General features: G+C 68.2%; 14 protein-coding genes. 11 read left to right on the top strand and 3 right to left on the bottom strand.

Translation table 11 applies throughout. The annotated features are described in order from the left end of the window. Positions 1–41: 41 nt before the first annotated feature. The 3 genes from MNQ99_RS16375 to MNQ99_RS16385 all read right to left on the bottom strand — a co-directional run bounded on the left by MNQ99_RS16375 (position 42) and on the right by MNQ99_RS16385 (position 3,267). Positions 42–995 carry a carbohydrate kinase family protein gene (locus MNQ99_RS16375; protein ID WP_241913687.1) on the bottom strand — a complete coding sequence of 318 codons (954 nt, stop codon included), beginning with the start codon at positions 993–995 and terminating at the stop codon, positions 42–44. A 21-nt stretch (positions 996–1,016) separates the two neighbouring features. Further along, positions 1,017–2,384: a sugar porter family MFS transporter gene (locus MNQ99_RS16380; protein WP_241913688.1), complete on the bottom strand. Its 1,368-nt coding sequence runs from the start codon at positions 2,382–2,384 to the stop codon at positions 1,017–1,019. Between the two features lie 421 nt (positions 2,385–2,805). After that, positions 2,806–3,267: a hypothetical protein gene (locus MNQ99_RS16385; protein ID WP_241913689.1), complete on the bottom strand. Its 462-nt coding sequence runs from the start codon at positions 3,265–3,267 to the stop codon at positions 2,806–2,808. Between the two features lie 690 nt (positions 3,268–3,957). On the opposite strand from MNQ99_RS16385, the gene MNQ99_RS16390 reads away from it, so the two are divergent. The 11 genes from MNQ99_RS16390 (at position 3,958) to MNQ99_RS16440 (ending at position 18,997) form a co-directional block, all read left to right on the top strand. Further along, entirely contained in the window at positions 3,958–4,305 is a 348-nt protein-coding gene (locus MNQ99_RS16390) for a PadR family transcriptional regulator (RefSeq protein ID WP_127513326.1), read from the top strand. After that, complete coding sequence (locus MNQ99_RS16395; RefSeq protein ID WP_241913690.1) at positions 4,302–5,303, top strand: HAAS signaling domain-containing protein; 1,002 nt, start codon at positions 4,302–4,304, stop codon at positions 5,301–5,303. The genes MNQ99_RS16390 and MNQ99_RS16395 overlap by 4 nt, the downstream gene beginning before the upstream one ends. A gap of 303 nt (positions 5,304–5,606) precedes the next feature. Continuing rightward, the gene (locus MNQ99_RS16400) at positions 5,607–8,039 is read left to right on the top strand and encodes a transglycosylase domain-containing protein (protein ID WP_241913691.1); all 2,433 of its coding nucleotides are present in this window, start codon (positions 5,607–5,609) and stop codon (positions 8,037–8,039) included. A gap of 8 nt (positions 8,040–8,047) precedes the next feature. Then, positions 8,048–9,616 carry a hypothetical protein gene (locus MNQ99_RS16405; protein WP_127513328.1) on the top strand — a complete coding sequence of 523 codons (1,569 nt, stop codon included), beginning with the start codon at positions 8,048–8,050 and terminating at the stop codon, positions 9,614–9,616. A gap of 80 nt (positions 9,617–9,696) precedes the next feature. Next, positions 9,697–10,539: a thioesterase family protein gene (locus tag MNQ99_RS16410; protein ID WP_241913692.1), complete on the top strand. Its 843-nt coding sequence runs from the start codon at positions 9,697–9,699 to the stop codon at positions 10,537–10,539. Continuing rightward, a complete protein-coding gene (locus MNQ99_RS16415) occupies positions 10,536–11,003 on the top strand; it encodes a 23S rRNA (pseudouridine(1915)-N(3))-methyltransferase RlmH (protein ID WP_241913693.1) in 468 nt (155 codons plus the stop codon). Before MNQ99_RS16410 ends, MNQ99_RS16415 begins: the two co-directional genes overlap by 4 nt. 2 nt (positions 11,004–11,005) lie before the next feature. Further along, entirely contained in the window at positions 11,006–11,614 is a 609-nt protein-coding gene (locus MNQ99_RS16420) for a hypothetical protein (RefSeq protein ID WP_241913694.1), read from the top strand. A gap of 73 nt (positions 11,615–11,687) precedes the next feature. Next, a complete protein-coding gene (locus MNQ99_RS16425; RefSeq protein ID WP_241913695.1) occupies positions 11,688–12,416 on the top strand; it encodes a YcnI family copper-binding membrane protein in 729 nt (242 codons plus the stop codon). A gap of 81 nt (positions 12,417–12,497) precedes the next feature. Continuing rightward, positions 12,498–13,160, top strand: coding sequence for a DUF4232 domain-containing protein (locus tag MNQ99_RS16430; protein WP_241915406.1), 663 nt, complete (start codon positions 12,498–12,500; stop codon positions 13,158–13,160). Positions 13,161–13,224: 64 nt separating this feature from the next. Further along, positions 13,225–18,216: an Lhr family helicase gene (locus MNQ99_RS16435; protein WP_241913696.1), complete on the top strand. Its 4,992-nt coding sequence runs from the start codon at positions 13,225–13,227 to the stop codon at positions 18,214–18,216. Then, positions 18,209–18,997 (top strand): Fpg/Nei family DNA glycosylase, encoded by a 789-nt coding sequence (locus MNQ99_RS16440; RefSeq protein ID WP_241913697.1) that lies wholly within the window; start codon positions 18,209–18,211, stop codon positions 18,995–18,997. Before MNQ99_RS16435 ends, MNQ99_RS16440 begins: the two co-directional genes overlap by 8 nt. The last annotated feature ends 296 nt before the right edge of the window (positions 18,998–19,293 follow it).

Raw genomic sequence — 19,293 nt, forward strand, 5'->3', positions numbered from 1 at the left:
CCGATCGGTTGCGCGCTGTTGCGCCGATCTACGCCCGCATGTCAGTCGTCGAATGCCGGCGGGTGGGCAATCATCTCCTGCACCTCGGCCCGGTCCGGAGCGTAGGACCCGGGCCGGCTGACGGTCAGGCCTGAGGTGGCGACGGCCCGGTGGAGGGCCGGTTGGACGTCGGCCCAGCGAGCCTGACGAAACCGGTCGCGTCCCTGGCTGCCGCCGAGCAGGTTGGCGTCCAGCAACCCGGAGATGAGCCCGGCCATAAAGGAGTCGCCGGCGCCTACGGTGTCGGCGACCTCGACGTTCATCTGGTCCACGACCAGCATGTCGCTGTCCGACCCCAATGCCGCCCATGCTCCCCACGGACCACGGGTGATCACGACCATGGCAGGCCCCAAGTCGCGCCAGCGTCGTATGACCGCCTGCAGCGGCTTCCCCGCGTAGAGCCATTCGATGTCCTCATCGGACGCCTTAACCAGGTCCGAGAGCGAGACCAGCTCCTCGATGCGCCGCCTCGTGGCCTCCGGGGAGTGCATCAGCGCGGGACGGACATTTGGGTCGTAGGAAACGGTGGCATGGTCCCGGACGGCGCGCACGGTCTGCAGCACCTGGCTGCCACCGGGTTCGAGAGTTGCCGCAATGCTCCCGGTGTGCAGGTGGTTGACAGCGTCGAGGTCCTCCAGGGCAGGAAGTTGCCAGGTCAGGTCGAAGTCGTAGGACGCGCTGCCTGCGGCGTCCAGCGTCGCATAAGCCACCGAGGTGTGTTCGGCCCTGTCACTGCCCTCGTGCAGCCGGGCGCCCGCGGCGCGTGCCCACTGGACAATGCGCTCGCCCCTGTTGTCTCGACCGAACCACGTTCCAACTGTCGTGTCATGGCCCAACCGTGCCAAGCCGCAGCCGACGTTTAGCAGGCTACCCCCTACATGCTCCTCCGACTTTCCGTCGTGCCGAACCACGTCGATGAGAGCCTCGCCTAGGGACAGGACCTGGGGATTTTTCATGGGCTGCCTCCTATATTTTGCTCAGGCGGTGGTGCGCCAGTGGGCGACCCCGAGCTGTTCTTCCATCTCTTCCAGCGGCACGCCCTTGGTTTCCGGCATTACCCTCAGGACCCAGATCAGCTGCCCGATCATGCAGATGAAGAAGAGCGAGAAGGCCCAGCCGCCGCCCAGTAGCACGATCACCGGAGGGAACGCCCACGAGGTGATTGCCGCAAACACCCAATGGGTCAGGCTGCCCAGCGACTGGCCGCGGCCGCGGATGCGGTTGGGGAAGATCTCGGAGATGAACACCCAAATCACTGCGCCCTGGCCGAAGGCGTGGGCAGCGATGAACACCAGCAGGCCGACCAGCACGAGGACGCTGGAGGTAGGCGTGAAGACCGGCTCGTAGTAGAACATCACGGCGGCGAGGAAGCCAAGGCTGACCAGGTAGCCGATCGACCCGACCAGCATCAGCCGGCGCCGTCCGAACCGATCGATAACTGCCAGCGCAGCCATGGTGGCGATGAGGTTCATCACGCCCACTGCCACCGCCATCAGGAAGGCGGCGTCCGTGGACGCACCCGCCCTGATGAGCACCTCGGGGGCGTAGTACAGGATCGCGTTGATGCCCGACAGTTGATTGAACGCGGCGATGGCCACGGCCATCAGGATGACCCTGCGGTGCTGGGCGGTGAAGAACGGGACGTTGGGGGCATTCTCGGCTGCAGCCAGCGAGGCGCGGAGCTCACTGATCTCCAAGTCGAATTCGGCCTGGGTGGAGGTCAGCCGGCGCGCGATCTCGCTGCCCCTCTGGTCCTGGCCTGCACTGATCAACCAGCGTGGCGTTTCGGGCACGGTGAACAGCAGGAGCAGGAAGACGATCGCCGGAATCGCCATCACACCGAACATCCAGCGCCAAGCAACATCGGCAGGCAGTGCTGCCCGGATGAGGAAGTTCGACAGATACGCCAGCAAAATGCCCAGCACGATGTTGAACTGGACCAGGCCCACCAGACGCCCTCGGTGGGCGGCCGGAGAAATCTCGGCAGTGTAGATCGGGGCGCACACGCTGGCCATGCCCACCCCGACACCGCCGAGGAACCGGAAGATGATGAACATTATCTGGTCCGTAGCCAGTGCGGAGCCCACCGCGCCGACCACGAACAGCGCGCCGATCACGAAGAGCATTTTCTTGCGCCCGTACCTGTCCGCCGGTATCCCAGCAGTCAGGGCGCCCAGGATGGTACCGATGAGCGCGGTGGCCACGGTGAATCCGAGGCCCGCCGGGCTGAGGTTGAACTCCTGGGCGAGCGCTACGGTGGTCCCCGAGATCACGGCGGTGTCGAAACCGAAGATCAGGCCGCCGAGCGCGGCGACGATAGCACTGCGAATGACGAGAGGTCGCATGTGATGTCCAAAGGTGAAGAGGCCGTTCCCCCGCGCCCTCGCTCAGGGGCCGACCGGAAGTTATGTTCCAGTCGATCGACGTGCACCTCGAGGCTCCCGGAGTCTCCTCGACCATGACAGGTGTTCGACTATATGTGAGGAAGCCGGCTCTAAGCCGGTCCTCACCGCGATGGTTCGCTACGCAAACCGCCGGTTGCACCCGCCGTCGGCGCTCATTGCGTCGCCGGACAGGAGGACATGAATCGCGGCGAGAACGAAAGCGTGGCATTCTCGCACCGGCTTCGAACGGGCGTTTCCGCCCCACTTCGGTTCTCTAGGGGAATTTTATACCTGCGTGGCGAAGGCGTCTGTATTTCCTCGCGGTTTCTCAAAGCCTCGTGATAGGAGCGGGGACGTCGGATCCGGGATCCAGAGCGGCCGGTCAGCCACGGTGGGCGCCGTCGGCAGCGAGACTGTAAAGCATCAGGTTCCAGCCGCGGTCGCCGGGGACGACCGTCGCGCGCTTGACCTTGCCGTCCTGATCGAGCCACCGCAGGTGGTCGCCGTCCGCGTCTGCCCTGTAGCCGGACTGACGGGCTACCCACACACCCTCGGCAACCGCACGTTCCCGGCTGTCGGCCCACCACCACCACCGGCTGACCAAGCTCAGGACAGCAATGACGAAACCGAACAGACCGGTGAACACCCCTATCAGGGGCGGAAGGACCGGGATGTAGGTGAGCGCGACCGCGCAGGCCATCGCGGTGAGCAGGAGCCCGACCGGATGATTCCACCGGCGCGGGGCGGGAGTCGGCGGAGTGGGCGCGACGTCGGGGAAGACCCGGACCAGGGCGGGCCGTGTATGGGTATGGCCGTAGTTGTCGTAGTAGTACATCGAGTCCATGGAGGTGCTCCTGGCGCGCGAAGGCCTAGGGAAGGTAGTGATAGCCCTGTGGATAAGCCAGGATGCCCGGCCCGCAGGCCGGCTCACAAAATCCGGGCGGCTCGGCCCCCGCCGTTTCGTGCTGGCGTCGCGAATAGTTCCTTTTAATTGAAGCACTTGCTCAGACGGTGCTGTCCAGCCTGATCGCTATCTGATTGGTCACACCGGGCCCCTACCCTCCGGAGGGGCGAGCCGCGGACGGCCGAGTTGGAACTCCCGCCACCAGGCTGATTCCACCCGCTATAACGGGCGTAGCCTTGGTCCATAAAAATCCGTGGGTTCAGGAGGTAGGACAGTGGCCAACCCAGCCAATACATTGAAGCCGACCGCTATAGGCCGGGTTGTTTCGGTGACCACCGCCAACGGGGACGAGTACGTAGGTGCCCTGGCTGCTTTCCGCCGGAGCGCGGACGGCGAGGGATTCCTGGTCTACCTTCAGGGGGTTGGAGAACCCGTTGAAGTCACGGCCGAAGGGTCTGTATCAGTCCATCAACGGGTCTAGCGGGCACAGTCGCGCAAGATGCCCCCGCCAGCCGTCACGGCCGGCGGGGTTTTTGCTGCCCGGATCCAGGCAGCACCTCTCTGCCAGCCGGACAACGACCACCAGCGGACCTGTTGCATTAGTGTGTGTCACACGCTATGGTGTGACACATGGACACCGACGACGCCGCCACGCTTGCCACCCACGAACAGGAACTGCGGCGCGGCACCATCGTCCTGGCGAGCTTAGCGGCCTGCCGGACGCCGCGTTACGGCTACGCACTGCTCAGCACCCTCGCCGACGCCGGTTTCCAGATCGAAGCGAACACCCTCTACCCGCTGCTGCGGCGCCTGGAGAAACAGGGACTGCTCAAAGCGGAGTGGAACACCGACGAGGCCAGGCCGCGCAAGTACTACACCTTGACCGACCTCGGTAGCCAGATGGCCGATTCACTGCGCGACGAATGGGCCGCCCTCACCAGAAGCCTGACCACACTGTGGAAGGACGATCCCGCATGAGCTCCCTGACCGAAAAGTATGTCGCACAGGTGGTGCGCCGCCTGCCCGAGAACAGCCGGGCAGATATTGCCCGCGAGATCACCGCCACCTTGTCCGACATGGCCGACGCCCGGCTCGGCGGGGACGAATACGCGTCGCCCGCCTCCGCCGAAGCGGCCGAGCGGGCGGCCCTTGAAGAACTCGGCGATCCCTCACGCTTGGCCCTGCGCTACAGCGAATCGCCGCGGTATTTGATCGGGCCCGAACTTTTTCCTGTCTTCACCCGGCTGATGGCGTGGCTGCTGCCGATTGTGGCAGCCTCCGCCCTAGCGGTGAACGCCCTGGTTTATGTCCTGGCAACTCCGGAGCCAGCGGTCGGCGGCATGATCGGAGTGATGGTCGGCAACGGCGTCCTGGCGGTTCTGATCGCCATTGCCGTTGTCACTGTCCTACTGGCGCTGGCCGAACGCATTCTGCCGGAGAAGGACAAGGCCCAACTCACAGCACCGGCCACCCGGTCCGGATGGAGTGTTGATGACCTGGTCCGCGAGCGGCCCGTCCGGGAGATCGCCCGTCCGGAGCCGGTCGCCTCGCTGGTGATCCTTGCCGTCATGGCACTGCTGCCTTTCCTGCCGACCTCCTTCTTCTACGTGGGCCACCTCAACGACGACGGCGGATTCCTGAACCCGGCCCTGTGGGACGGCTGGATTCCGGCCTACCTCGGCTTCCTGATGGTGTTCGCACTGATCGAAGCCTGGCGGCTAACCTCCGGCAGATGGTCGACGGCGATGCTCGCCACGATGATCGTGGCTGACGCTGCCTTCGCCGTCTTCCTGACCATCGCTTTCCTGAGCCAGGAGGTGCTCGACCCTGCACTCTTCACCGCTACCGGAGGTGAGCCGGGCTGGTACCAGGGCGCCGCCGTCGTACTGATCTGGGCGGTCACCGTGTGGGACCAGGTGGCCACGGTCAAGGCCTACCGCGAGGCCCGCTCGCTCCGCCCGGCGGCACGCCGCTAATACCCGCCCCACCCTCGCCGACAGGGCCGCTGCCGTAGTACCAGGCAGCGGCCCTGTCAACGTTTTCGGGCCACATCTGACCTTTCACATCAGTCACAAAAGGTAATCCGCGTCACATTTCTGCAGCGATCGCAAACCGCCCGAAAAAGGGGTTGCGGCACGGCTGTTAAGCCGTACGCTAAGACCACCTCTGGTTGCGGCGGCGTGCATCAAGCGGCTTCCCGGAGGTAATTCGTCGGCAGGTTGGGATCGGTGGCGTTGGGGGACGTCCGGGGGCCTGCTTAGGGGGACGGGGGACCGCAGGTGGACGAATCAATGGCCGATCCGGAGGGCGACGACGCCAACCGGGACGCAGGGGCAGCGGCTGCCGGGCAAGCACCGGCGCGGCCTGACCGGGACGCCGCTCACCTGCGCAGCAAACCGAAACCATGGTGGCGCCGCCGGAAGGACACGCTAGGGCTCGACGACCTGATGGTGCCTTGCGCACCGGACCGCCGGCACTGCACCGCGGTGCGTTTCGTCGCCTGGGCCGGGGCAGTGGCCGTGGTGGCACTCAGCGCCGGCTCGCTGGTGGCACCGGGGGCGATCGCCCTCTCGGCAGCCACTGATTCCGTCCTCGATTTGTGGGAGGAACTGCCGGGCGAGTTGCCGATGGACACCGCTTTGCCGCAGCACACGGTCCTGCTGGACAAGGACGGCAAGGAGTTCGCCCGCTTCTACAGTGAGAACCGGATCGACGTGGACCTGGACCACGTCTCGGAGACGTTCCGGGACACCCTGCTGTCTACCGAGGATTCCCGGTTCTATGAACACCATGGCGTGGACCCGATGGGAGTCACCCGCGCCATGGTCACCAACTCCCTGGGCGGCGAGCGCCAAGGCGGCTCCACCATCACCCAGCAGTTGGTGCAGAACATCCTGGTCAACAACGCGCGGGACGAAACCGAGCAGTCGGTAGCGGTGGGCGAGACCTACAACGCCAAAATCCGCGAGGCCAAGTACGCCGTCCAACTGGAACAACGGCTGGACAAGGACCAGATCCTGAACATGTACGTCAACGCCGTCTACTTCGGCCACCGCGCGTACGGAGTCCAGGCGGCGGCCCGGATCTACTTCAACACGACGGCGGACAAACTCAACCTGCCGCAGTCGGCGCTGCTCGTCGGCCTGCTCAAGGGGCCGGTCTACTACGATCCGATGACATACCCGGACCGTGCGCTTGACCGGCGCAACACCGTGCTGAACGTGCTGCAGCGGCGCGGGGCGATCACCCCGGACGAAGCCGCAACGGCGCGGCAGAGCGGGCTCGGCCTTGACCCGGGCTCCGTGCCGTCCGGCTGCGCCGATTCCGATTACCCGTTCTACTGCGACCTGGTCCGGGACGAAATCCTCTCCGATCCGGCGTTCGGCAAGACCCAGGAAGAACGCGCGGACCGGCTCTCCCGCGGCGGCATGACCCTGACCACGGCGATGGACCGCAAGGCGATGGCCGCGGCGCAAAAAGCGGTGAGCAAAGCGATGGGCAACAAGAACCGAGTAGCGCTGGGCACCGCCGTCGTCGAACCCGGCACCGGGCACATTGCCGCAGTGGTGCAGAACCGCGCGTGGGGCGAGGGCAAAGGCAAGACCGAAGTGGTCTTCGCCGACAGCCCCTTCCAAGTGGGTTCGGCGATGAAGCCGCTTGTGCTGGCCACCGCGCTGTCCCAAGGAATCTCGCCACGGATGAAGCTGCTGGCCAACGGCCCCTACTACTCCCGCTTGGACAACCCGCCGGGCGGTTTCCACAACTACGGCAACAAGAACTACGGCAACATCGATGCCTACCAGGCGGTTCGCGCGTCGGTGAATGTCTACTTCGTGCGGCTGATCGAGCGGACCGGCGTGAAGGAAGTGGCCAAGCTTGCCGAGAAGCTGGGCATCACCACCATCCCCACCAAGAAACTGCACGGCAAGGAGGCGTCGCTGGCTCTGGGGTCCTACGAGATATCGCCGCTGGAGATGGCCAACGCCTACTCCACGTTCGTCAGCGGCGGGGTGCTCTGCCGGCCGGTCACCATTACCGAAGGCATCCGCAGCGACACCGGGGAGAAGATCCCGGTTCCCGAAGCCGGCTGCCACCAGGCCATCGATCCCTCGGTGGCGGCCACGGTAGCCGACGCGCTCAAGGAACCGTTCAACCCCGCCGGCACCCTGGGCGTCCTGGGCATGCCGAAGGGGCGCAAAGCCGGCGCCAAGACCGGTACCACCAACGACTTCGCCGCCAACTGGATTGTGGGCGTCACGCCGCAGTATGCGACGGCGGTGTGGCTGGGCGATCCGCGCGGCGGCGCGCAGCACCCGCTGAAGAAGGTGAAAGCCTACGGGAAGACCTTCCGAGACCTCACCGGCTCCGAGCTGGCCGGCCCGGTGTGGAAGGACACCATGGAGGGCCTCCACAAGGGCCTGCCGGCCGAGCCGATGCCGGAGGCCGATCCGCTGACCAGCAGCGTGGCCGCGTCGCGGTCGATGCCCGATCTCCGCGGGCTGGGTGTCAACGAGGCCATTACGGCGCTGCTGCGCAATAACCTGGTGCCCGTGATCGGGCAGAAGACCTCCAAACCGGATCCGCGAATCGGCAAGAACGTGGTGACAAAACAGTCGGCCCCGCCGGGCAGCAGCCTGGCCTTCCGGCAGGAAGTGACCATCACGCTCAGTGCCGGCAGCAACACCGCCATCACGGTCCCCGGACAGCCGTAGGAGTCCCGATGTCCATCTTCGAGAAGCATCCGACTGTGGCCCTGACCGTCGGCGCGCTCTGCCTGGCTTCCATCACCGCCTCCGGACTGGCGGTCCTACAATTGTCCGGCATGCCCATGGTCCTCCCCCGCGAACCGGCGCCCGCGGTGGCCGAGGCCGCATCCCCGGTGGCGATCAGCGCCGTGCTCGCGGACAGCCCGGCGTCCACGTCGTTGACCGCGCTGCTGGAGGAACCGCCCGCAAAGTGGAAGACGGACGGCCCGCTGCAGCGCGGAGTGGCGCTGCCAGTGCCCTATTCGTGCGACAGCGGGGCGGCGCCGTCCGTGGCGCTGGCGCGTTCGTTCAAGGTGGGCAAGGTGAGGGTGCAGGTGGTCAGCGCCGCCTACACCGCCGGCCTTGGCGCCGAAGCAATGGACAACCTGCTGGATAACGCGTCCGATTGTGCCGGGAATTCGGTCGGCGTCGACGGCGAGGATCTGGACACACCCGGTGTTCAGGCGCACCGGGACTACACCAACAAGAGCGGCCGCACCATGCAGGTGGTGACCTTCCGGCGCGGGGACGTGCTGACCTTCGTGGTGGGTAAGGCGGACGCTAAGCTGCGGAAGCTGGCTAAGCAACTCGACAAGAACCTGGCCGGCACGCTGGAACGCGTCTGCGCCGACCAGAAGTCCGACGCCGAGGACGCCGCCCGCTCCCCCTGGTCGACGGACGACTACAAGCCGTTCACCCGCACCAGCACGGTGGCCATCCGCTCTGTTTCACCCCCGCAGGCACCGGCCGACGCCGGCGACCGCGCCGTACCGATGCCGGCTCCCACGCTGAAGGTCAAGGCTGCCACCCCGGCGGCTGAGCCGAGCTATCCCGTCTGGCCGCTGATGCCCGAGGCCCGCAAGGTGCCCAAGCCGCCCAAGAGTCCGGCGGACGAACCTGCCACCGCGGCCAAGGTCAGGGTGCTGGCCGATGACCCCGCCGGCCCGGGCTGCGGCTGGAGTTTCACCGGCATGGCCCCGGTGCCTTTCGACGCCGAAGACGCTGCGGCAGCCAACCGCGAACGTACCAGCGCCGCGGAGGAGAAGCTGGCCGCCGGCGTCGAAAAATGGCAGCAGAGCGTGCTGGACTACTGGGCCGCCTACGACCAGTATCGGACGGAGGTGAAGGAGTACAAGGACTATGCCGCCGCCGTGGCCAAGGTGAACAAGGCCTGGGACAAGATCGCGGCGCAGTGGGACGACTACTGGAGCGAATATGCCGCCTACCAGCAGGCACTGGCGGAACGTTCGACATTCTTCGCCCGGCGGGACAACGCCGAGGCCAATTACCGCGACGCCCTGGCCGAGTGCCAGGCGGGCAACCGTGAAGCGGTGCAGGACTACCGCCAAGCGGAGCGGGACTATCAGGACGCCGTGGACGAAGCGGAAGACGAGGACGAGGACCCGCCGGAGCGGCCCGCAGAGCCTGAGCCCGTGGATTGTGACGCTGCGATCCAGCCGCCGAGCATCCTGAACTGGGCGGCCCCGGCCGAACCTACTGCACCGGCCACCCCCGCCGATCCCCGCCCTAAGGACCAGCGCTAGGGACCAGCGCTAGGGACCAGCGCTACGGCCGCAGAGTCCGGATGCCCAGGGGGCCGTTCGGATTTAGTTAGAGTGGTGGCATGGTCGATTCCACTGCCACAGCCGCCGTTGAGCACCTGGGCGCCGATGGACGTGCGGTCCCGGACGCGTACTACGTCCGTCTGGACGGCGGCCGCTTCCATTCCACGCTGCATTCGCAAGGTGCGTGGAACGACCACGAACAGCACATGGCCCCGGCTTCGGGGCTGATGGTGCACGAGCTGCTGCGCAACCATCCCCGCGCGGAGATGGTGATGGGCCGGATCAACTTCGAGATCCTGGGCATCATCCACGGCGGCGAGTTCGAGATCCAGACCCGGGTGCTTCGCCCGGGCCGGACCATCGAACTGCTGGAGGCCACTTTCACGGCCCAGGGGCGTACCGCCATCCGTGCCCAGGCCTGGCGGCTGCTGTCCGGCGACACCGCGGACGTCGCCGGTCCCGCCCATCCGGGCTTGCCGCGTCCGGACGACTGCCCGCCGGCGCCGATGCAGAGCGTCTGGGACGGCGGCTTCATCCGCGCCACGGAGTTCCGTACCGTCGCCGACCGCGGGCCCGGCAACCGCACGGTGTGGGCGCGTCCACTGCACCCGTTGGTGCTGGGCGAGGACATCCACCCGCTGGCCTGCTTCGTCAGCATTGTGGACACCGCGAACGGCGTGGCCGTGCGGCAGGACCCGCGCGAGTACATGTTCCCCAACCTGGACCTGACCATCCACCTGTTCCGCCAACCGCACGGCGAATGGACCGGTCTGGACACCCGGGTCACCTTCGGCGCCGGCGGTGTGGGCATGACCGACACCGAATTGTTCGATGAACAAGGCCCGGTGGGCCGCGCCGCGCAAATCCTGACCGTCCGCAAGTTCCCGGCAGCCGACGGATGAGCCTGCGCATCCTCACCATCGGACGCAAGCATGAGTCGTGGGTGGTAGAGGGAATAGACCGCTACGAAAGGCGGATGAAGAAGCCCTTCGACGTCACCTGGCAGGCCATTCCGCATTCCTCCCGGGAGCATGACGCCGCCCGCCGGGAAGAGTCCGAGACCCTGCTGGCCAAGCTCGCCGGCAAGCACGCGAACGACTTCGTGGTCCTGCTGGACGAGCGCGGCAAGAACATCGACTCACCCACGCTGGCGCGCACCCTGCAGCAGCCGCTGGACAGCTCCCGCAACGTCACGCTGATCATCGGCGGCGCGTACGGCGTGGACGACTCGGTCCACCGCCGCGCAGACTTTGTCTGGTCCCTGTCCAAACTGGTCTTTCCGCACCAACTGGTCCGGCTGATCGTCATGGAGCAGCTCTACCGCGCCCAGGAGATTGCCGGTGGACGGCCCTACCACCATGAATGACCATGGGTAGCGCCCTGCGCTTCGGCCGGTCGGCCGTCGTGGCCGCCGCCGTGCTCTGCCTCGCCGCCGCGGCACATACCGCCGCCGCCGGCGCCTTGCCGCCCCCCGCCGTCGTACTGGCACTGGGCGCGCTGACCTGGCTGCCGGTGATGATCCTGGCCGGGCGCAGGCTGGAACCGGCAACCATCCTGGCGGTCCTGGCCGGCGGACAGCTGGCCCTCCACCGGGCCTTTGAACTGTTCGGAACGGTCCAGTGCGCGCCGTCCCCAGCGGCCGAACACGCCGGCCACGCGGGCCATGCCGGCCATGCCGCCGTCGCACTGGATTGTGTGGCCGCATCACACGCCGGAGATTCGCCGGGCATGCTCGCCGCCCACCTGCTGGCAACCGCCGTGACCGCGCTGATGCTGGCCCGCGGCGAGGCCGCGCTCTGGGCGCTGGCCGCCTGGCTGCGCCCGCTGGTCCAGCTTCCCGCCGTTCCTGCGGCACCGGTCCGCGCGTACCTGCCGCTCGCGGACCAGGGTCCGGCGCCCCTGCACACTGCGTATCTGGTCACGGTGGTGCCGCTGCGCGGACCACCGGTGCCGGTGAATGTTCCGCTTCCGGGCTGAGGCCCGCTGTGAATTCCCACTTCTTCCGGTGCTGTGGCCGCAACCTGCCCAGCGCCTCTTGAAAGGCACCCTAGTGAAAACCATCCATCGCACTTCCCTCCGCGCCGTCCTCGCCGCTGGAGCCACGGCCGGCCTGCTGGCCGTCGGCGCCGGCGCAGCCTCCGCGCATGTCAATGTCACCCCGGAGGACAACGCCGCCGGCGGCAGCTCCGTGCTGACCTTCGGCTTCGCCCACGGCTGCGAGGGCTCGCCGACCAGCAAGATCGCCATCTCGCTGCCGGACCAGCTGGTCGACGCCACGCCCACCGTGCACCCCGGCTGGGACGTGGAGAAGGTCAGTGAAACCCTCGATACGCCGAAGACGCTGGACAGCGGAGCCACCGTGACCGAGCGGGTCAGCCAGATTGTCTACACCGCCAAGGAACCGGTGGCCGACGGGCTGCGCGACACGCTGCAGCTGCAGGTGCTGCTGCCCGAGTCCGCCGGCGAGACCCTGGCCTTCCCCGTCCTGCAGACCTGCGAGAAGGGCGAGACCAACTGGGCCGACCTCCCGGCGGAGGGCCAGGACCCGCATGAACTGGAGTCTCCGGCTCCCTCGTTCGTGATCGGCGAAGCCTCCGCCGAGAGCCACGGAGGGCACGACGGCGGTGCCTCCGACGGCGCGCAGGCCGCCGAGTCGTCGGGCACCGGGGCATCGGGCACGGATGCGGCGACGGTGGCCGGCTGGGCCGGACTTGGTGCCGGCGTACTGGGCCTGGCGGCCGGCGTGACAGCCTTGGCCAGGACGCGCAAGAAGGGCTGATCCTTCCAGATGCAGTGCCGCCGCCGGCCGATGGGATGTTCGTTGCGGACAGACCACCGGCCGGAGGTGTTTAATGTGAGCATGATGAATCGTTTCCGGTTGAGGCCGGCCGCCGCGGCCCTCTTCGTTGGCTCCGCCCTGCTGCTGGCCGGGTGCGGCCAGTCGGGCCCGGGAGCCGGCACCGCGCCGGCATCCGCCGGGCCATTGGGCGGCGCATCGCCGTCGTCCTCTGCACCAGCGCCGGAAACCGCAATCGCCACGGGAACCGAAAGCGCCGCCGCGTCGCCGGAGGCCACCAACAGCGCCGATGTCGGCGCCGCTGACGGCTCCTGCAGCGCCGGCCAGTTGGCCGCTGCCATCGAAACCGAACCCGGCGGCGGCGCCGCTGGCAGCGTCTACCGCACGCTGATGCTCACCAACACCGGCGACAAGTCCTGCACGTTGGCCGGCTACCCCGGTGTCTCCTACGTCGATGCCAAGGGCAAGCAGGTCGGCGCTCCGGCTGACCGGGATCCGGACGCCCAAAAGGCTACCGTCACGTTGAAATCGGGCGGCACCGCCGTGGCGCAGCTGCGCCAGACCAACGCGCAGAACTACGGCGAAGAATGCGGACTGACAGACGTGGCGGGCGTCAAGGTGTACCCGCCGAACCGCAAGGATTCGCTGATCGCCGAGCAGGAGACCGTCGGCTGCTCGGATGATTCGGTGGTGCTGATGACGGTGGGCACGCTCCAGGCCCCGTAACCGCCGTTCCGCCGCCCCGGGACTGCACGCTGTCGGCGGCGGACGCTAGGCTCAAACCATCGGTATGACGACGTCTGTGCTCGAACGCTTCAGCCCGGCGACCCGCGAGTGGTTCGCCGGAGCGTTCAGCGCGCCCACGGACGCGCAGACCGGCGCCTGGAACGCCATCTCCCACGGTTCCCACGCCTTGGTGGTGGCGCCGACCGGTTCCGGCAAGACGTTGGCGGCCTTCCTCTGGGCGCTGGACACCTTCATCTCCACCGCGGAGTCAGAGCCGGCGCTTCCGCTTGACATCCCGGAGCCGGCGCCGAAGCGCAGACGGGGCCAGCAGGAATCCCGCGGCACCCGCGTGCTCTACATTTCCCCGCTGAAGGCGCTGGGCGTGGACGTGGAACGGAACCTGCGCGCGCCGCTGATCGGCATCACCCAGACCGCCAAACGGCTGGAACTGCCGGCCCCGTCCATCACCGTGGGCGTCCGTTCCGGCGACACTCCCGCCAACGAGCGCCGCCGGCTGCTCACACATCCGCCGGACATCCTGATCACCACCCCGGAATCGCTGTTCCTGATGCTGACGTCCAAGGCACGGGAGACCCTTGCCTCGGTGGACACCGTGATCATCGATGAAGTGCACGCCGTGGCCGGGACCAAACGCGGCGCACACCTGGCGCTCACGCTGGAGCGGCTGGACGCGGTGCTGACGCGGCCGGCCCAGCGGATCGGCCTCTCCGCCACGGTGGAGCCGCTGGATACCGTGGCCCGGTTCCTGGGCGGCAACGCACCGGTGGAGATTGTCGCCCCGCCCGCCAAGAAGTCGTGGGACCTCACGATCACGGTCCCGGTGGAGGACATGACGGCGCTGGCCTCGCCCAGCCAGGAAGAACTGGGCCCGGGCGCCCAGCCTGCGTCGATTTGGCCGCATGTCGAAGAGAAGATCGTCGACCTGATCGCCGAGAACCAGTCCACCATCGTGTTCGCCAATTCCCGCCGCCTGGCCGAACGGCTCACCGCCCGGTTCAACGAAATCTGGGGCGAACGCCAGGCCCTGTCCCAGGCGGGCGACGATGTCTGGGACGCTGCCCCCGATTCAGGCCCCGGTTCGGGTGCCGGTACGGGTGCCGGTACAAATCCCGGTTCCGGCACCGGTTCAGGCCCCGGTTCGGGTGCCGGAATCCAGACCAAGCCGCCTGCCCAGATCATGGCGCAGGCCGGGTCTATGTCCGGCGCGGACACCATACTGGCCCGCGCCCATCACGGCTCGGTCAGCAAGGAGGCCCGCGCCGAGATCGAAGATGACCTCAAGTCCGGCCGGCTGCGCTGCGTGGTGGCCACCTCCAGCCTGGAGCTGGGTATCGACATGGGCGCCGTGGACCTGGTGGTACAGGTGGAATCGCCCCAGTCGGTGGCGAGCGGCCTGCAGCGGGTGGGCCGTGCCGGGCACCAGGTCGGCGAAACCTCACAGGGTGTGCTGTTCCCCAAACACCGGCAGGATCTGGTCAACACCACCGTCACGGTGGAGCGGATGCTCGCCGGCCGGATCGAGCCGCTGTTCATCCCGGCCAACCCGCTGGACATCCTCGCCCAGCAGACCGTGGCGGCCACAGCGCTCGGTGCCGTCGATGTGGAGGAATGGTTCGACATCGTGCGCAAATCCGCGCCCTTCGCCACGCTGCCGCGCTCCGCCTACGAGGCCACCCTGGACCTGCTGGCCGGGCGCTACCCCAGCGACGAGTTCGCCGAGCTGCGGCCACGCATAGTCTGGGACCGGCTCGCCGGAACCATCACCGGCCGTCCGGGCGCGCAGCGGCTGGCGGTGACCTCCGGCGGGACCATTCCGGACCGCGGGCTGTTCGGCGTCTACCTGGTGGGGTCCGAGGACCAGAAGAACCGCGGCGGGCGGCGGGTCGGCGAGCTGGACGAGGAGATGGTCTACGAGTCCCGCGTGGGCGACGTCTTCGCGCTGGGCGCGACCAGCTGGCGGATCGAGGACATCACCTACGACCGGGTGCTGGTCTCGCCGGCGTTCGGTCAGCCGGGCAAGCTGCCGTTCTGGAAGGGTGATTCGCTGGGCCGGCCGGTGGAACTCGGGCGGGCGCTGGGCCGTTTTGTCCGGGAACTATCCGGCACCGCGGAGGAACCGGCGCGCGAGCGGCTGGCCAGCGCCGGGCTGGACGATTGGGCCGCGGGGAACCTGCTGGCCTATCTCACTGAACAGCAGCAGGCGACCAACGACGTGCCCAACGACCGCACGCTGGTGGTGGAGCGGTTCCACGACGAGCTCGGCGACTGGCGGGTGGTGCTGCACAGCCCGTTCGGCATGCCGGTCCACGCTCCGTGGGCGCTGGCCGTCGGCGCGCGGCTGCACCAGCGCTACGGCCTGGATGGCTCCGCGATGGCCGCCGATGACGGCATAGTGCTGCGCGTGCCGATGATGGAGGACGAACCGCCTGGTGCCGAGCTGTTCCTCTTCGATCCCGAGGAACTGGACCAGATTGTCACGGCGGAGGTCGGCGGCTCGGCGCTTTTCGCCTCGCGCTTCCGCGAATGCGCCGCCCGTGCGCTGCTGCTGCCACGGCAGAACCCGGGGAAGCGCAGCCCGCTCTGGCAGCAGCGCCAGCGCTCGGCCCAACTGCTGGATGTGGCGCGCAAGTATCCAACGTTCCCGATCATCCTGGAAACAGTGCGCGAGTGCCTGCAGGATGTCTACGACCTGCCCGCGCTCAAGGACATTGCTGCCGGCATTGAACGCCGCGAGCTCCGCCTGGTGGAGACCACCACGCAGCAGCCCTCGCCGTTCGCGCGTTCGCTGCTCTTCGGCTACGTGGCGAGCTTCCTCTACGAGGGCGACTCCCCACTGGCCGAACGCCGGGCCGCCGCGCTCTCCCTGGACCCGGGCCTGCTCAACGATCTGTTGGGCCGTGCCGAATTGCGCGAACTCCTCGACGAGGGCATCATCGCCCAGACCGAGCAGGAACTGCAGCGGCTCACCGAGGACCGGAAGGTTAAGGGCGCGGAAGGCATCGCGGACTTGCTGCGTCTACTGGGACCGCTCACGACGGCGGAGATCGCCGCCCGCCTCCAGCCTCCTGAAGCGGGGTCTCTACTCGGCGCTGGCGCGCCTCCATCGACCACCGAAGAAGGCGAACCGGTGGTCGACCAAGCGAGCGCCAGCGAGCGCGTGGAGACCGGGTCTCTACTCGGCGCTGGCGCGCCTCCATCGACCACCGAGGTCGAGCCCCTGCTGGCCGAACTGGCCAGAGCCAACCGCGCCCTGAAGGTGGGCGTGGCCGGCGTCGAGCGCTGGGCCGCGGTGGAAGACGCCGCCCGGCTGCGCGATGCCCTCGGCGTTCCGCTGCCGGTGGGCGTGCCGCTGGCTTTCATCGAGCCGGTGGCAGACCCGCTCGGCGACCTGGTTAGCCGTTACGCCCGTACCCACGGGCCGTTCACGGCCGCCGAGTGCGCCCGCCGGCTGGGGCTTGGCCCCGCCGTCGTGCTTACTGCGTTGCAGCGTCTGCTCAAGGACGGCCGCGTGGTGGAAGGAGAATTCCGCCCCGGCGGCGCGCCGGATGCTGACGACGGCGGCGCCTTGGCCGGCGGGGAGCGTGCTGCGACCGGCGCGCCGGACCATCGCCAAACCGAGTGGTGCGAGGTCGAGGTGCTGCGCAAGATCCGCCGCCGGTCGCTGGCGGCGCTGCGCCGGGAAGTCGAACCGGTGGACCCTGCCACCTACGGCCGGTTCCTCCCGGCCTGGCAGAATGTCGGGGCCAAGCTGCACGGACTGGACGGCGTGGTCACGGTGGTGGATCAGCTCTCCGGGGTCCCTATCCCGGCGTCGGCGTGGGAACCGCTCATCCTGGCGTCGCGCGTATCCGACTACGCGCCGGCCATGCTGGACGAGCTGACCGCCACCGGCGAAATCCTGATCGCCGGCGCTGGCTCGATGCCCGGCAACGACGGCTGGATCAGCCTGCATCTGGCCGACACCGCCCCGCTAACGCTGAATCCCCAGTCCGATTTCGAGCCCAGCGTGCTGCAGTACGAACTGCTGAGCGCACTCTCCGGAGCCGGAGGCTACGGCGGCGCCTACTTCTTCCGACAGCTCTCCGACGTGCTGGCGGCCAACGGCACCCAGCCGGGGGACACCGCCGTCGTCAGCGCCCTGTGGGACTTGCTCTGGGCCGGCCGGATCACCAACGACACGTTCGCCCCGGTGCGGACGCTGCTGGCCGGCGGCACCACGGCCCACCGGCAGCGCAACGCGCCGCCGCGGGCCCGGTCGGCACGGCTGGGACGGATCGGACGCATGCACGGACTGAGCGGGGCCGGCCTGCGTCCGGGCACCGGGGCCGCCGCCGCGGGCGCCGGCGCTGGCCACTCCCGGACCGCGCCGCCGAACGCTGCCGGCCGGTGGTCCCTGCTGCCGGCCCCGGAGGCCGATCCCACAGTGCGGGCGCACGCCACCGCCGAACTGCTACTGGACCGCTACGGCGTGGTCACCCGCGGCTCGGTTGCCGCCGAATCGGTGCCCGGCGGCTTCGGCCTGATGTACAAGGTGCTGGGCAAGCTGGAGGAGACCGGTCGCTGCCGCCGCGGCTACTTCATCGAGCATCTGGGGGCGGCCCAGTTCGCCGTCTCCCCCACGGTTGACCGACTGCGTTCCTTCAGCCGCGATGCACAGCTGGGCGAGCGGGCGCCGTCGGCCGTGGCGTTGGCCGCGACCGACCCGGCCAATCCCTACGGGGCGGCCTTGGCGTGGCCGGCGCAGGAATCCGGCCATCGGCCGGGGCGGAAGGCGGGGGCCTTGGTGGTGTTGGTGGACGGCGAGCTGGCTCTGTATTCCGAACGCGGGGGCAAGACGCTGCTGGCCTTCACCGAGGACGAGGAGTTGTTGGCCTTGTGCGGCCGGGCCTTGGTACAGGTGATCCGGCGCGGCGCCGCGGACAAGATGGCCGTCGAGAAGGTCAACGGCGGCCCCATCCTGGACACGCCGCTGGCCCGTGCGCTGATGGATGCCGGCTTCTATTCCACCCCGCGGGGACTGAGGTTCCGTGCCTGAAGGGGACACAGTCTGGCGTGCCGCCCGGCGCCTGCATGCGGCGCTGGCCGGGCAGGAGCTCACGGGCAGCGACTTCCGCGTGCCGCGCTATGCCACGCTGGACCTATCCGGGCAGACCGTGGACGAAATCCGCTCCCGCGGCAAGCACCTGCTGATGCGGATCGGCGCGCTGACCGTACACTCACATCTGGGCATGGACGGCAGCTGGCAGATTTACCAGCCCGGCGAGCGCTGGCGGAAACCCGCCTTCCAGGCCCGCCTCATCCTCTCCACCAGCACGACGACGGCGGTCGGCTTCGCGCTGGCCGCGTTGGACGTGGTGTCGCGGGCCGACGAGGACACGCTGGTGGGGCATCTGGGCCCGGACCTGCTGGGGCCGGATTGGGACGCCGACGAAGCCCTGCGCCGGCTCCGTCAGGAGCCCGACCGGCCGATCGGGCTGGCCCTGCTCGATCAGCGCAATCTCGCCGGGATTGGCAACGTCTACCGCTGTGAGCTCTGCTTCATTGCCCGGGTGCACCCGTCCACCCCGGTGGGACGGGTGACGGATCTCCCGGCCATGGTGCTGAAGTCCAAGCAACTTCTGGAGGTAAACAAGGATCGCGGCAGGCGCAGCACCATCGGGTCGCCCGCCCGGGGCGAATCGTTCTGGGTCTACGGCCGGGCCCGCCGTCCGTGCGGACGCTGCGGTACACCGATTGTCCACGACCTCCAAGGCAATACCGACGCCGACCAACGCGACGTGTACTACTGCCCGCACTGCCAGCCGCTGGCTTCCTGATTGCATGCTGGGCCTGCGCACTTGATGGCCTCTGGGCCTTCACGCCTGGCGGTCCTTTACGCCGAGGTCAGGGGCTGCCGCCGAGATCACCCTCCACTACCCCCGCCGTCGAGCCGAGATCACCCCTTAGCGTCCGAACCGGGGTTGCAAGGGGATACCTCGGCGCGTTCCCCCGACCTCGTCGAACTGCCTGCACTCAAGGATCTACTCGGCCCTCGTGGAGCTACCTACCCTCACGGATCCCCCCCGGCCTCGTGGAGCTGTCTGCGCTCACGGATCTCCCCCGACCTCGCGGA

The sequence above is a fragment of the Arthrobacter sulfonylureivorans genome (genome assembly GCF_022637435.1).
Lineage (GTDB): Bacteria > Actinomycetota > Actinomycetes > Actinomycetales > Micrococcaceae > Crystallibacter > Crystallibacter sulfonylureivorans.

Coding starts and splice junctions, on each gene's coding strand:
- MNQ99_RS16395 (WP_241913690.1), top strand. CDS start 4,302: ATGAGCTCCCTGACCGAAAAGTATGTCGCACAGGTGGTGCGCCGCCTG.
- MNQ99_RS16410 (WP_241913692.1), top strand. CDS start 9,697: ATGGTCGATTCCACTGCCACAGCCGCCGTTGAGCACCTGGGCGCCGAT.
- MNQ99_RS16375 (WP_241913687.1), bottom strand. CDS start 995: ATGAAAAATCCCCAGGTCCTGTCCCTAGGCGAGGCTCTCATCGACGTG.
- MNQ99_RS16430 (WP_241915406.1), top strand. CDS start 12,498: ATGATGAATCGTTTCCGGTTGAGGCCGGCCGCCGCGGCCCTCTTCGTT.
- MNQ99_RS16405 (WP_127513328.1), top strand. CDS start 8,048: ATGTCCATCTTCGAGAAGCATCCGACTGTGGCCCTGACCGTCGGCGCG.
- MNQ99_RS16420 (WP_241913694.1), top strand. CDS start 11,006: ATGGGTAGCGCCCTGCGCTTCGGCCGGTCGGCCGTCGTGGCCGCCGCC.
- MNQ99_RS16385 (WP_241913689.1), bottom strand. CDS start 3,267: ATGGACTCGATGTACTACTACGACAACTACGGCCATACCCATACACGG.
- MNQ99_RS16415 (WP_241913693.1), top strand. CDS start 10,536: ATGAGCCTGCGCATCCTCACCATCGGACGCAAGCATGAGTCGTGGGTG.
- MNQ99_RS16435 (WP_241913696.1), top strand. CDS start 13,225: ATGACGACGTCTGTGCTCGAACGCTTCAGCCCGGCGACCCGCGAGTGG.
- MNQ99_RS16390 (WP_127513326.1), top strand. CDS start 3,958: ATGGACACCGACGACGCCGCCACGCTTGCCACCCACGAACAGGAACTG.
- MNQ99_RS16380 (WP_241913688.1), bottom strand. CDS start 2,384: ATGCGACCTCTCGTCATTCGCAGTGCTATCGTCGCCGCGCTCGGCGGC.